Consider the following 12,114-nt stretch of genomic DNA (forward strand, 5'->3'; position numbering starts at 1 on the left):
TCCCCTACGCCGACGATCACGCCGTAGCGTACGCCGCGCAGGGAGCGCCGCCAGTGGGCTCAGTACCGCAGCACTCCCGCGATCCCGTCGGCGTCGCCCAGGGTGCCGTCGGGCACGAAGCGGACGTCGGCGCCGGTCTGCAGGCACTGCTCGACGATCTCGTCCACGATGTCCTCGCGGGCGTCCAGATCGCCGGGCTCGGCCGGCACCAGATGCGCGCCGAGGTCGCGGACGGTCGCCCGGAAGTTCTCCTCGACGGCGAGCAGCCGGACCCGGCCCTCGCGGGCGCTCTGCCACAGCTCGTCCAGACCGGCCGCGTAGGTCTTGTGGCCACGCGCGGAGGTCAGCTCGTCGATCACGGACCTGGTGTCCTTGCGGGCCTCGTCCTGCAGCACCGGCCGCAGCGCCTGCCACACGGCCTCCGGACCGGCGTGCGCGAGGCCGCCGTGCGGGACCTGGACGGCTTCCTTGGTCACCTGGCCGGCCTCCTCCAGCAGGGACAGCGCGGCCTGTTCACCGGTGATGTAGAGCGGCCGGGGCTGCTCGCGCAGCAGCGCGGCCATGGCGATGTCGGCCTCGCGCAGGAACTGACGGGTGGCCTCGTCGCTGTACGCGCTCGGCATGTCGCCGATCTGCTCCTGGCGTTCGGGGTCGAAGTTCGGCTGCCGCCGCTCCAGCGGGAAGCCGCCGGACTCGTCCGCCACGACACGGCCCTCGCCGCCGCTCCACAGGGCGACGCGGTCCGCGGACACCGACAGCACCCAGAAGGGCCGTTCGGCCGCCTGTGCGGCGACCAGGTTGCGGGTGAGGAAGGTGTCCGAGAGCACCACCCGCTCGGGGACGGATCGGGCCAGGGACCAGACCTGGTGCTCGCCCGGCGCGGCGAAGATCACCAGACCGTCCTCGGCGTGGGCCAGGTCCACCTCGGCCAGTGCCCGGTCGAGCTGGGCCTCGACGTCGTTGCGCCGTTCACGGGTGACGGCGGGATCGGCCTCCAGGCGCTTGCGCGCCTCGGTGAGGACATTGCGCAGCCGGACGGGATCCTGCCCGTTCTCCGGTTCACGGCGGTGCGTCGGGGTCAGTACCGACACCGCCGGGTAGGGACGCGGGCGCCGCAGTTCGGCCAGGGTCGCGGGACTCAGTGCGTGCTCCATGACAGCACGATAGGGCGGATTCACGCGTACGGCATTCGGGGTAAACCGGACCCGCCTGCCACCGGGAGTTCCCCGGCGGAAGGCGGTGACGCGCCGCCCGGGGCCGGATACCGTACCCGCCAGTAACTACATGCTGCCGCACCCCTCAGGAGGCCCCCATGCCGCAGTTCGACGTCGCCGGAGCGACCCTGACGTACGACGACGAGGGTCCCCGGGATGCGCCGGAGGTGCCCCTGGTGTTCGTGCACGGCTGGACCGCGAACCGGCACCGCTGGGACCACCAGACGGCGCACTTCTCCGAAAGACGCCGGGTGATCCGGCTGGACCTGCGCGGGCACGGGGAGAGCAGCGGGGCCGGCGTGCGCACGATCGCCGAGCTGGCCTACGACGTGCTCGCCCTGCTCGATCATCTGCAGGTCGAGCGGTTCGCGCTGGTCGGCCACTCGATGGGCGGGATGATCGCGCAGACCATCGCCCTCGCCCACCCCGCGCGGGTGGAGCGGCTGGTGCTGGTCGGTTCCATCGCCCGGATGGCGTACAGCCGCGGCCGGGGGCTGCTCATGGCCGCCTCCACGCTGGTGCCGTTCAGGCTGTTCGTGGCGGCCAACATCCGGCGCGCCTTCGCGCCGGGCCATCCGCGCGAGGAGATCCGCGCGCACATCCGCGCCTCGGCCGGCACCCCGCGCGAGGTCGTCATGACGCTCTACGGCGCCATGCGCGCCTTCGACGTCCTCGACCGGGCCGGTGAGATCCGCACGCCCACCCTGATGGTGCACGGCTACCACGACGTCCAGCTGCCGGTGCGGCAGATGCTGCGGATGGCCAGGGTCTGGCCGGACGCGGTCGTGCGCATCCTTGACGCGGGCCATGAGCTGCCCCTGGAGAGGCCTGCCGAGCTGACCGACGCACTGGACCGGTTCCTGACCGAAGCCCGCCCCCTCCTGACCGAAAACAACTGACCGGTGTAACGCTTGGGGAAGTTTTTGCCTCTGGCCGGTTCCTGGTGGCGCCGGCCCGACGGTGCGGCCTCCACCGGATTTCGCGCGAGCAAAAAGCGGCCGAAAGCAAGGGGGATGTGGGGCCGTCCGTGTTACGCCCACGTTGACTGCCTCGGGCAACTGACGGACGCTCGTAGCTGTAGGTGCTCAATACAACTGGTTTGCCGACCGGAACCCGGATCACCACGGAACGCACAGGTGAAAGCGGAGAACGGCAGCGAACCGGAGGCAGGAGGCAGCGCATGTGCGGCATCACCGGATGGGTGTCCTTCGACCGTGATCTGACCGCCGAGGCCACCACATTGGATGCGATGACCGAGACGATGGCCTGCCGGGGCCCCGACGACCGCGGCATCTGGACCGAGGGTCCGGCTGCCCTGGGACACCGCCGGCTCGCGATCATCGACCTTCCCGGCGGCCGTCAGCCGATGTCCCTGCCGACCCCCCAGGGAACCATCGCCATGGTCTACTCCGGGGAGGCCTACAACTTCACCGAGCTGCGCCGCGAACTCGAAGGCCGCGGCCACCGGTTCACCACCGACTCCGACACCGAGGTCGTGCTGCACGGCTACCTCGAATGGGGCGACGAGGTCGCCGAACGCCTCAACGGGATGTACGCGTTCGCCGTCTGGGACGGCCGGCACGACAAGCTCGTGATGATTCGCGACCGCATGGGCATCAAGCCGTTCTACTACCACCCCACCCCCGACGGCGTGCTGTTCGGCTCCGAGCCCAAGGCCATTCTCGCCAACCCGCTGGCCCGCCGCCGGGTCACGCTGGACGGCCTGCGCGAGCTGTTCGTGCTGATCAAGACGCCCGGGCACGCGATCTGGGACGGCATGCGCGAGGTGGAGCCCGGCACCGTCGTCACCGTCGACCGCTCCGGCATCAGCACCCGCGTCTACTGGCGGCTGCGGACCCTCGCGCACCCCGACGACCGTGACACCACCATCGCCACCGTGCGCTCCCTCCTCGACGACATCGTGCGCCGCCAGCTCGTCGCCGACGTGCCGCGCTGCACCTTGCTCTCCGGCGGTCTCGACTCCTCCGCGATGACCGCGATCGCCTCCCGGCAGCTCGCCGAACAGGGCGAGCGGGTACGGAGTTTCGCCGTCGACTTCGTCGGCCGGACCGACAACTTCGTCGCCGACGACCTGCGCGGCACCCCCGACACGCCCTTCGTGCACGACGTGGCCGAGCTCGCCCGGACCGACCACCAGGACATCGTGCTCGACGCCCAGTCCCTCGCCGACCCCGCCGTGCGCGAGCGGGTGATCCGCGCCCGCGACCTGCCGGCCGGCTTCGGTGACATGGACTCCTCGCTGCTGCTGCTCTTCCGCGCCATCCGCGAGAAGTCCACCGTCGCCCTGTCGGGCGAGTCCGCCGACGAAGTCTTCGGCGGCTACCTGCAGTTCTTCGACGAGGAGGCGCGCCGCGCCGAGACCTTCCCCTGGCTGGCCAGTTTCAACCGGCACTTCGGCGCGGACGGCGACGTACTGCGCGCCGACCTGACCAAGTCCCTCGACCTGGAGGGCTACGTAGCCGATGGCTACCGCACCGCCGTCGCCGGCATCGAACGGCTCGACAGCGAGAGTGACTTCGAGTACCGGATGCGGCGCATGAGCCATCTGCACCTGACCCGCTTCGTGCGCGCCCTGCTCGACCGCAAGGACCGGATGAGCATGGCCGTGGGCCTGGAGGTCCGGGTGCCGTTCTGCGACCACCGGCTGGTCGAGTACGTCTACAACGCCCCCTGGGCTCTGAAGTCCTTCGACGGCCGGGAGAAGAGCCTGCTGCGCGAGGCGGCCGCGGACGTCCTGCCGCGCTCGGTGTACGAGCGGGTGAAGAGCCCGTACCCCTCCACCCAGGACCCGCGGTACGCCGCCGCTCTGCAGGAACAGGTCAAGGAACTGCTCGCCCGGCCCTCCCACCCGGTGTTCGACCTGGTGGACCGGGAGCGGGTCCGTGCGGCCGCCGAGCGCGAGGAACCGGTGAGCACCCAGGTGGAGCGGCGCGGGCTGGAGCGCGCCCTGGACCTCGCGGGCTGGCTGGACGCCTATTCCCCCGAGGTGGAGCTCAGCTGAGACCGATGGCCCGGTCCGCGGCCGCCGCCGTGGGCTGCCAGCACGTCGTCACCGGCTCCCACACCAGGACCTGCCTCCCGGTGCCGAGCCGGCCGGCGGTGAAGGCGCGGCCCCGCTGCGCGGCCGAGGCGGCCACGGTGAGGTCGTCCGTCCGGCGGGCCTGACGGTCCGCCGGGTCGGCGATGGTCCGTACGTCCGCGTAGGCGCTCCGGCCCGCCGCGAGCCGGTAGGTGCCCGTGCCGCCCGCCGGCACCGGCAGTGCCGCTCCGTCGAGGTTCCCGAACGTCACGGTGGGCACGAGGTCGACCACGCAGGCGCGGGCGCCGCGGTTGGTGACGCTCGTGCGCACCACCGTCGGGTGGCCGGGCACGGCCCTCGCCCGGAGCGTCAGCGACGTCTCGGCGCAGCCGACGGTCCGCGCGTGCTCCCCGTCGGCCGTGGCGGCGTGACCCGGCTGCGCGGTCGGCAGCAGGGCCGTCACGGCGGCCGTGGCGGGTACGGCGAGGGCGGCGCGGATACGTATGGCGGTCTCTCCCTGTCGCGGTCACGTACACCTGTCATCCGTCGTCGGTGTTCGCGGTCGCGCTCCAGTCTTCCCCGTCCGCCGGGCAGGAGCTGCCGTTCGGCGGCAGGGTGCCGTACAGCAGGAAGTCGTCGATCTTCCGGTGGACGCATGGCGAGGAGTCGTACCCGGTGTGGCCGTCCCCCTTGTTGTCGAGCACCACCGCCGACGGGCCGAGCCGCGCCGCCGTCTCCACGGTCCACCGGTACGGCGTGGCCGGGTCGCCGCGCGTGCCCACGAGCAGCATCTTCGCGGTGTCGACGGCCTTCACCCGGTCGCGGATGAAGTCGGTGCCCCTGGGGCGGCCGTAGCACATCAGCAGCTCACTGAGCCGGTAGCGGCCGAAGACCGGGGAGGCCTGCTCGTACCGGGCCGGCAGGTTTTTGAGGTTCTCGGTGATCCGGGCCGCGCCGGGCCGGTCGGGGTCGTCCGCGCAGTTGATCGCCATCAGCGCGGCCAGGAGGTTGTCGGCCGGGACGTCCTGCGGCTCGACCAGCCCGCCGTCCGTACGGATCCCGGCGTACGACGTTGCCGTTGCCGTTGCCGTTGCCGTGCCCGAACGGACCGGCAGGCTGGTGCCCCCGGCCGCGAAGTCCAGCACGCCCCGGGTGTCGCCGTCCTGGACCAGCGAGGCCAGCGCCCGCTCCAGCGAGGGCCACAACTGCTTGCTGTAGAGGGCCTGTCCGATGGCTCCCACCAGGTCCTGGCCGGAGAACGTGCCGCCGACGCCGGTGGGGACCGGCTTCTCGTCGAGCCAGTTCACCAGCCGTACGACCTGGTCCCCGGCCGCCCGCCGGTCCCGTCCGAACGGACACGCGATGTCCGTCGTGCACCAGTCCAGGAAATCGTCCAGCGCGGTCTGCTGCCCCTCGGCCCCGGCCACCCCCTGCTCGGCGAGCGGTTCGGTCAGGGTGTCCACGCCGTCGAGGGCGAAACGGCCGACCTTGTGCGGGAACTGCGCCGCGTACACCGCGCCGAGCCGGGTTCCGTAGGAGAAGCCCAGGTAGTTGAGCTTCTTGTCGCCGAGCGCCTGGCGGATGACGTCCAGGTCGCGGGAGGCGTCCACGGTGCCGATGTGGGCCAGCACCGGGCCGGAGTACCGGGCGCACTCCTCGGCGGTCCGCTTCAACTGCCGCAGCAGTGCCTGCGGATGGCCGAGGTCGGTGTGGTCGTCCGTCGTGCCGGAGGCGTCGTCGCCGCCCTCGCCGCAGCTGACGGGGGAGGAACGGCCGACGCCGCGCGGATCGAAGGTCACCACGTCGTAGCCGTTGGTCAGGTCCATGAACTTCCGGCCGTCGGAGGCGAGTTCACTGACCCCCGGACCGCCGGGACCGCCGAAGTTCAGCAGCACCGAGCCCTGTGACGTCCCTGTCGCCCGGTAGCGGGCCAGGGCTATGTCGAGAGTGCCGGCGCGGGGGCGGGCGTAGTCGAGCGGGACGGTGACCTTGGCGCACTGCAGGTCCTTCGGCATGTCCGGACCCTTGCAGCCCGTCCAGGTCGGCTTCTGCCGGTAGAACCGGGACAGGTCGGGTTGCGGCGGCCGGTCGGCCGCGGGCAGCCCGGCGCCGAGCAGCGCCAGGGTGAGGGCTCCGGCGCCCGCGCAGCGCCGCACGGCGGGCCGTGGGGACAGCTTGACCAGCATCGATCGCCTCCCGGGACGCCTGTCGCGGACCGGGGGACGGCGCCCTCGGATCACCATAAGCGGGCCCCGGAGCGGCCGCCTCCGGACGAGCGAGGCGGCGCAGGGTGTCGTATGATCCGCCCCTTCTGTCACTTGTTGATGATCATTGATCCGCTTTACATGCGGTTCGGAACAGGTGTCACTCGATGGGGTGAAAGAGGGATAAGCCATAACTCGGATGGTTCGCCTGCGTTTTTACAGGGTGCGGGTGAGTGCCCGTGATGATGTCTGGAAGGCAGGGAACCTCATGAGACGGGCTACCCGAAACGGCGTGATCGCCCTCGTCGCAGCCTCCGGGGCGATGGCCGTGGCGCTGCCGGTGTCCGCCGCCTTCGCGGCCGACGGCGCCTCCGCCGACGGCTCCGCGGCCGACTCGCCCGGGTTGATCTCCGGCAACGGCATCCAGCTCCCGGTACACGTACCGGTGAACGTGTGCGGCAACACCGTGAACGTGGTGGGACTGCTCAACCCTGCCGCGGGTAACGGCTGCGCGAACACCGGCGGTACGGCACAGGCCGGCTCGGCCACCACCGGCGGCGCCTCGGCTCATGGCACCGCCCAGGACTCGCCCGGCGTGCTCTCCGGCAACGGCGTCCAGCTCCCGGTGCACGTACCGGTGAACGTGTGCGGCAACACCGTGAACGTGGTGGGACTGCTCAACCCTGCCGCGGGTAACGGCTGCGCGAACACCGGCACCGCCACCCAGCCCCCGCGCAGCCGGCCCTCCACGCCGCCGGTCTCCACGCCGCCGGTCTCGACACCCCCGGTCTCCACACCCCCGGTGTCTGCACCTCCGGTCTCCACACCCCGAGGGTCCGTGAAGCACCGCCCAGCCCCGGCCACACCACGGCAGACCGTGTCCTCCCTGGCCCACACCGGTACGGACGTCACCCTCCCTGCCGTCGCCGGCAGCGCCGCGCTGCTCCTCAGCGGCGCGATCCTCTACCGCCGCTTCCGCCCGGCCCGCACGTCCTGAATCCCCCACGCCGCATGGCCCCACCGGACGCCGGCCCGGTGGGGCCGGATCATGGGTGCAGTACGTTGTCCCGGTGACGGACGGCATACGCGGACGATGGCGGGCGCTGCCGCGCCGGGCGCGGGCGGTTCTCGTGGTCTACGCTGCCGGATTCCTGGAAGGGACCGGCGACCACGCCCTGTACCTGGCGCGCGGCGGACTGCACGCCTATGCCGGCTTCGGCCCCCCGCCGTTGCAGGTGTTCTTCGTCGCTCTGGTCGTCCTCGACCCGCTCGCCGCTGCTCTGACGCTCTGGCTACGGCCCTGGGGCTTCCGGCTGGCGGCCGCTGTCATGACACTGGACGTCCTCGGCAACTGGTACGTCAACTGGCGCTGGGTGAAGGCGCATCACGAAGAACTGCTGCGGCCGGTGGGGCTGCTGCCCATCACCCTCTTCGGGCTGTTCGTGGTCGCGACGGCGCCGGTGATGACGCGCGTGGTGCGGGGTGCCGTAACGGCTGATCTTCCCGTGGCGCGGCCCCCGTTGATCCGGAAGGATGCGGCACGGCAGTCCGGTCCCGACGGAAATGGAGCGCACCGATGACCTCTGCGGCCCCCCACGACCTCGTCGTCACCCAGGCCACCCTCGCCGACTGGCAGGTGATCGCCGGGTGGGCGGCGGCGGAGGGCTGGAATCCGGGGGTGTCCGACGGGCCCGCGTTCTTCGCGCAGGACCCGGACGGATTCTTTCTCGGCCGGATCGACGGGGAGCCGGTCTCGGCCATCTCGGTCGTCACCTACGGCCCCGACTACGCCTTCCTGGGCTGCTACCTGGTCCGCCCCGACCTGCGCGGCCACGGGCACGGCCTCACCACCTGGAAGACCGCCCTGGCCCACGCCGGGAACCGCACCGTGGGCCTGGACGGAGTCGTCGCCCAGCAGCACAACTACCGCCAGTCCGGGTTCGAACTCGCCTACCGCACCGTCCGGTTCACCGGCACCGCCCCCGAGGCCCAGGTGCCCGCCGGTGTCCGGCCGGCCGGTCTCGCCGACCTCGCCGCCCTCAGCGCCTACGACGGTGCCTGCTTCCCGGCCGACCGTCCGCGCTTCCTCGCCGAGTGGCTCACCGGCCCCGGCCACCGGGCCTTCGTCCGCCACGACGGCGAGCGCGTCACCGGCTACGGCGTGCTGCGCCCCGGCCACGACAGCCTGCGCATCGGCCCCCTCTTCGCCGACACCCCCGAGGACGCCCGGGCCCTGTTCGCCGCCCTCACGGCCGAGGCCGCCGGGCGCGAGGTCGCCATCGACGTGCCCGAGCCGAACACGGCCGGCGTCGCCCTCGCCGAAGCGGCCGGATTCCAGGCCTCGTTCGAGACCGCCCGGATGTACACCGGACCGGTCCGCGCCCATGCCCAGCACCGCGTGTTCGGCGTCACCACCCTCGAACTGGGCTGAAACAACCAGGAGTTGTCGGAATCGGCTGAGAAGCAGGGGGCTACGACAGGAGGCGGCGCCGGTGCAGCTCCCGGACCTGGTCCAGCAGCTCCGGCACCGGCCCCTCCACGGCCACGCCGGGCGCGATGTCCTGGACGGGCAGCGGCCGAACCGGCGGCTGCGGCGCGCCCAACTCCGTGAGCCATCCGGACATTTGGGCGGACGAGGCGACGTACACGATACGGCCGAGCCCCACCCAGGCGTGCGCGGCCGCACACATCGGGCAGTGCTCGCCGGAGGTGTAGACGGTCGCCCCCGCCCGCTCCCCGGGCGTCAGATGCGCGGCCGACCAGCGGGCCAGCTCGAACTCGGGATGCCGGGTGTGGTCCCCGCCGGCCACCCGGTTGCGGTCCTCGGCCAGCACCGTGCCGTCCGCCGCCACGAGCACCGAGCCGAACGGCTCGTCACCGTCCCGAAGCGCCTCGCCGGCCAGCTCCACACAGCGGCGCAGATACCGCAGCTCACTTTCCTTCACCATCGTCCACCGACCTCCTCACGGCATGATCTCCGGCGGCGCACGGTACGGCCACCTCGCAGGGCTCGGACGGCGGGTTCGCCTCCGGGGCAACACCGCGCCGCACGGCGGGGAAGGCGTACCGGCGCCCCGCCGCGACCACCCCGAGCGCCACTACGGCCGGTGCCAGCGCGGTCCAGGGCAGGGCCCCGGCACCCAGCACGTCCAGCGCCACCCGGCCGGTGAGCGAACCGGCCGCGATGCCCGCGTTGTACACCGTGGTCTGCAGCGAGGTCGCCACATCGGCGTCGGCCGGACCGGAGGCGTCGACCAGCGCGGTCTGGATCAGCGTCGGCGCCCCGCCGAAGGCCACGCCCCACGCCGCGACCGCCCCGACCAGCAGCACATGCGCCGCCGCGCCCAGGCCCAGCACCAGCAGCACGCCCGCGAACAGGGCGAGCGCCATCAGCAGTGTGCGGCGCGGCCACCGGTCGATCAGCACCCCGGTGAGCCAGATCCCGGCCACCGTGGCCGTCCCGAACACCGCGAGCAGCAGTCCTGTGCGGTGGTATCCCGCGTGCGCGGCGAACGGGGCGACATACGTGTACATCACCTGGTGCCCCAGCAGCAGGAACAGTGTCACGGACAGCACCGGGCGGATCCCGGGCCGTCGTGCGACCCCGGTGAGCGGCACGCGCGCGTGCGCCGGTTCGCCGGGGAAGGCGGGCACGCGCAGCCGTATCCACGCCACGAGCAGCACCGCGAGCACGGCCAGTGTGCCGAACGCCGCGCGCCAGCCCACCGCACCGGCCAGCGCCGTACCGGCGGGCACCCCGAGCGCCAGGGCCAGGGTGATCCCGGCGAGCACGATCGCGATGGCCCGCCCGCGCCGGTCGGCCGGCACCATCCGGGCCGCGTAGCCGGCCAGCATCGCCCACAGCGTGCCGCCCATCGCACCAGCCAGCAGCCGGGCCGCGAAGGTGAGCGGGTACGCCGAGGACAGCGCGACCAGCGCGTCGCTCGCGGCGAACCCGAGCAGCGCCCCGCACAGCACCGTCCGCCGCGGCAGCCCGCGCAGCGCCGCGGTGACCGGGACCGCGGCCGCGAACGAGGCTGCCGCGTAGGCGGTGACGAGGAAGCCGACCCGGGACTCGGCGACCCCCAGCGGCGGCGCCATCACGGGCAGCAGCCCGGCCGGGAGCAGCTCCGTCAGGACGGCGGTGAACGCGGCACAGGACAGGGCGAGCAGCCCCGACCACGGCAACCGACCGCCCTTGAGCTGGGGATACGTGGAAGACACGGAGAACACGGTCATGCGACCATGGTGGGAGCTTCACATCAGTATGAAGGTCAAACATGTGCCGGGAGAACATGATGCGGATCGGTGAGCTGTCGCGCCGCACCGGCGTCCCGACCCGGCTGCTGCGCTACTACGAGGAACAGGACCTGCTCCACCCCGAGCGCTCCGGGAACGGCTACCGCAGCTATCCCGAGTCCGCGGTGGCCGACGTCCAGCAGATCCGCGGCCTGCTGGACTCCGGGCTCACCACCGAGATGATCCGTGTGATCCTGCCGTACCTGTCCGGACCCGGCGAGCTCCATCCGCCCGCCGCGTGCGTGACCCCGCAGACGGCCGCCCTGCTCCAGGGGCACATCGACCGCATCCAGGCGCGCATCGACTGCCTGGCCCGCAACCGCGACCGGCTGACCGCCTACCTCGCCGCCGTACGGCCGGACGGAAGCGGGCCCGACGCGCGGTAATCCCGTTGCCCGGCCGGGGCCGGACTGATCGGCTGGGCGCATGGATCACACCACGGTACTCGCCCGCTACGACCGCGACATGCGCGAACGCGCACGCCCCGACGGCCCTGGCGCCCGGATCGAACGGGCCGGCGCGGTCGTGCGCCAGGTCGCGGACGCCCACGGCTGGAACGGCGTGCTCTGGAGCGCTCTGGACGCGGCCGGCGCCGACCGGGCGATCCGCGAGCAGATCGACCACTTCACCGCCCTCGGCCGGGACTTCGAGTGGAAGCTCTACGGCCACGACCGGCCCGTGGATCTCGCCGCCCGGCTCACCGCCGCCGGATTCCGGGCCGAGCCGGAGGAGACGTTGCTCGTCGCCGACGTCGACTCCCTCGCCCTGGACGCCGAACCGCCCGCGGGCATCCGGCTCGTGGCGGCCGATGACGAGGCCGGCGTCGATCTCGTCGTCGGCGTGCACGAGCAGGCCTTCGGCACCGACGGCACCCGGCTGCGGCACCGGCTGCTCGCGCGACTGGCCGCCGACCCCGGCACGGTCGTCGCCGTGGTCGCGCTCGCCGGGGACGAACCGGTCAGCGCCGCCCGCATGGAGTTGGTGCCCGGCACCCCGTTCGCCGGGCTGTGGGGCGGCGGCACCGCCCCGGCCTGGCGCGGCCGGGGCATCTACCGCGCCCTGGTCGCCCACCGTGCCCGCGTCGCCGCCGCCCGCGGCTACCGCTACCTCCAGGTCGACGCCTCACCCATGAGCCGCCCGATCCTCCAGCGCCTCGGTTTCCACGCCCTGAGCACCACCACGCCGTATCTGTACGGGGATTGAGCTCGGACCCGCCGAGAGGGGACGGGGATTGAGCTCGGACCCGCCGAGAGGGGACGGGGATTGAGCTCGGACCCGCCGAGAGGGGAGGGCGGGGCCGGCTCGTTCATTGCCTGGACTTTCTGTTCACCGGACCGTCATGCCATGTACCTTTCAA

The 12,114-nt window shown here is 72.5% G+C and carries 12 protein-coding genes; 7 read left to right on the forward strand and 5 right to left on the reverse strand.

Annotated features, from left to right (window positions below; all coding sequences use genetic code 11):
- Positions 1-59 precede the first annotated feature (59 nt).
- Entirely contained in the window at positions 60-1,154 is a 1,095-nt protein-coding gene (locus O1G22_RS37630) for a baeRF3 domain-containing protein (protein WP_270085398.1), read from the reverse strand.
- Between the two features lie 158 nt (positions 1,155-1,312).
- Between O1G22_RS37630 and O1G22_RS37635 the strand changes: the two genes are divergently transcribed.
- Both O1G22_RS37635 and asnB read left to right on the forward strand, forming a co-directional pair.
- Positions 1,313-2,113: an alpha/beta fold hydrolase gene (locus O1G22_RS37635; RefSeq protein WP_270085399.1), complete on the forward strand. Its 801-nt coding sequence runs from the start codon at positions 1,313-1,315 to the stop codon at positions 2,111-2,113.
- 281 nt (positions 2,114-2,394) lie between these two features.
- On the forward strand, positions 2,395-4,236 hold the full coding sequence (gene asnB, locus O1G22_RS37640) for an asparagine synthase (glutamine-hydrolyzing) (protein WP_270085400.1): 1,842 nt from the start codon (positions 2,395-2,397) through the stop codon (positions 4,234-4,236).
- Here the strand turns inward: asnB and O1G22_RS37645 are convergent.
- Complete coding sequence (locus O1G22_RS37645; protein WP_270085401.1) at positions 4,229-4,717, reverse strand: DUF4232 domain-containing protein; 489 nt, start codon at positions 4,715-4,717, stop codon at positions 4,229-4,231. The two genes, asnB and O1G22_RS37645, sit on opposite strands and share 8 nt — an antisense overlap.
- Positions 4,718-4,793: 76 nt before the next feature.
- Positions 4,794-6,440: an alpha/beta hydrolase gene (locus O1G22_RS37650; protein ID WP_270085402.1), complete on the reverse strand. Its 1,647-nt coding sequence runs from the start codon at positions 6,438-6,440 to the stop codon at positions 4,794-4,796.
- Between the two features lie 310 nt (positions 6,441-6,750).
- On the opposite strand from O1G22_RS37650, the gene O1G22_RS37655 reads away from it, so the two are divergent.
- The 3 genes from O1G22_RS37655 to O1G22_RS37665 all read left to right on the forward strand — a co-directional run bounded on the left by O1G22_RS37655 (position 6,751) and on the right by O1G22_RS37665 (position 8,889).
- Positions 6,751-7,455, forward strand: a complete 705-nt coding sequence (locus O1G22_RS37655; RefSeq protein WP_270085403.1) for a chaplin — start codon at positions 6,751-6,753, stop codon at positions 7,453-7,455.
- Positions 7,456-7,528: 73 nt separating this feature from the next.
- Positions 7,529-8,038, forward strand: a complete 510-nt coding sequence (locus O1G22_RS37660; protein ID WP_270085404.1) for a hypothetical protein — start codon at positions 7,529-7,531, stop codon at positions 8,036-8,038.
- The gene (locus tag O1G22_RS37665) at positions 8,035-8,889 is read left to right on the forward strand and encodes a GNAT family N-acetyltransferase (RefSeq protein ID WP_270085405.1); all 855 of its coding nucleotides are present in this window, start codon (positions 8,035-8,037) and stop codon (positions 8,887-8,889) included. The genes O1G22_RS37660 and O1G22_RS37665 overlap by 4 nt, the downstream gene beginning before the upstream one ends.
- 40 nt (positions 8,890-8,929) lie before the next feature.
- Here O1G22_RS37665 and O1G22_RS37670 read toward each other — a convergent pair whose 3' ends face one another.
- Positions 8,930-9,406: a nucleoside deaminase gene (locus O1G22_RS37670; protein WP_270085406.1), complete on the reverse strand. Its 477-nt coding sequence runs from the start codon at positions 9,404-9,406 to the stop codon at positions 8,930-8,932.
- Positions 9,390-10,697, reverse strand: coding sequence for an MFS transporter (locus tag O1G22_RS37675; RefSeq protein WP_270085407.1), 1,308 nt, complete (start codon positions 10,695-10,697; stop codon positions 9,390-9,392). Before O1G22_RS37675 ends, O1G22_RS37670 begins: the two co-directional genes overlap by 17 nt.
- A 59-nt stretch (positions 10,698-10,756) precedes the next feature.
- Between O1G22_RS37675 and O1G22_RS37680 the strand changes: the two genes are divergently transcribed.
- Together O1G22_RS37680 and O1G22_RS37685 are read left to right on the forward strand one after the other, a co-directional pair.
- Entirely contained in the window at positions 10,757-11,143 is a 387-nt protein-coding gene (locus tag O1G22_RS37680; protein WP_270086644.1) for a MerR family transcriptional regulator, read from the forward strand.
- Positions 11,144-11,183: 40 nt separating this feature from the next.
- A complete protein-coding gene (locus O1G22_RS37685; RefSeq protein ID WP_270085408.1) occupies positions 11,184-11,960 on the forward strand; it encodes a GNAT family N-acetyltransferase in 777 nt (258 codons plus the stop codon).
- The last annotated feature ends 154 nt before the right edge of the window (positions 11,961-12,114 follow it).

The sequence above is a fragment of the Streptomyces camelliae genome (genome assembly GCF_027625935.1).
GTDB lineage: Bacteria > Actinomycetota > Actinomycetes > Streptomycetales > Streptomycetaceae > Streptomyces > Streptomyces camelliae.

What these genes read in the sequence shown, in the direction of transcription:
- O1G22_RS37680 (WP_270086644.1), top strand. Translation starts at nt 10,757, where the DNA reads ATGCGGATCGGTGAGCTGTCGCGCCGCACCGGCGTCCCGACCCGGCTG.
- O1G22_RS37630 (WP_270085398.1), bottom strand. Translation starts at nt 1,154, where the DNA reads ATGGAGCACGCACTGAGTCCCGCGACCCTGGCCGAACTGCGGCGCCCG.
- O1G22_RS37650 (WP_270085402.1), bottom strand. Translation starts at nt 6,440, where the DNA reads ATGCTGGTCAAGCTGTCCCCACGGCCCGCCGTGCGGCGCTGCGCGGGC.
- O1G22_RS37675 (WP_270085407.1), bottom strand. Translation starts at nt 10,697, where the DNA reads ATGACCGTGTTCTCCGTGTCTTCCACGTATCCCCAGCTCAAGGGCGGT.
- O1G22_RS37665 (WP_270085405.1), top strand. Translation starts at nt 8,035, where the DNA reads ATGACCTCTGCGGCCCCCCACGACCTCGTCGTCACCCAGGCCACCCTC.
- O1G22_RS37635 (WP_270085399.1), top strand. Translation starts at nt 1,313, where the DNA reads ATGCCGCAGTTCGACGTCGCCGGAGCGACCCTGACGTACGACGACGAG.
- O1G22_RS37670 (WP_270085406.1), bottom strand. Translation starts at nt 9,406, where the DNA reads ATGGTGAAGGAAAGTGAGCTGCGGTATCTGCGCCGCTGTGTGGAGCTG.
- O1G22_RS37685 (WP_270085408.1), top strand. Translation starts at nt 11,184, where the DNA reads ATGGATCACACCACGGTACTCGCCCGCTACGACCGCGACATGCGCGAA.
- asnB (WP_270085400.1), top strand. Translation starts at nt 2,395, where the DNA reads ATGTGCGGCATCACCGGATGGGTGTCCTTCGACCGTGATCTGACCGCC.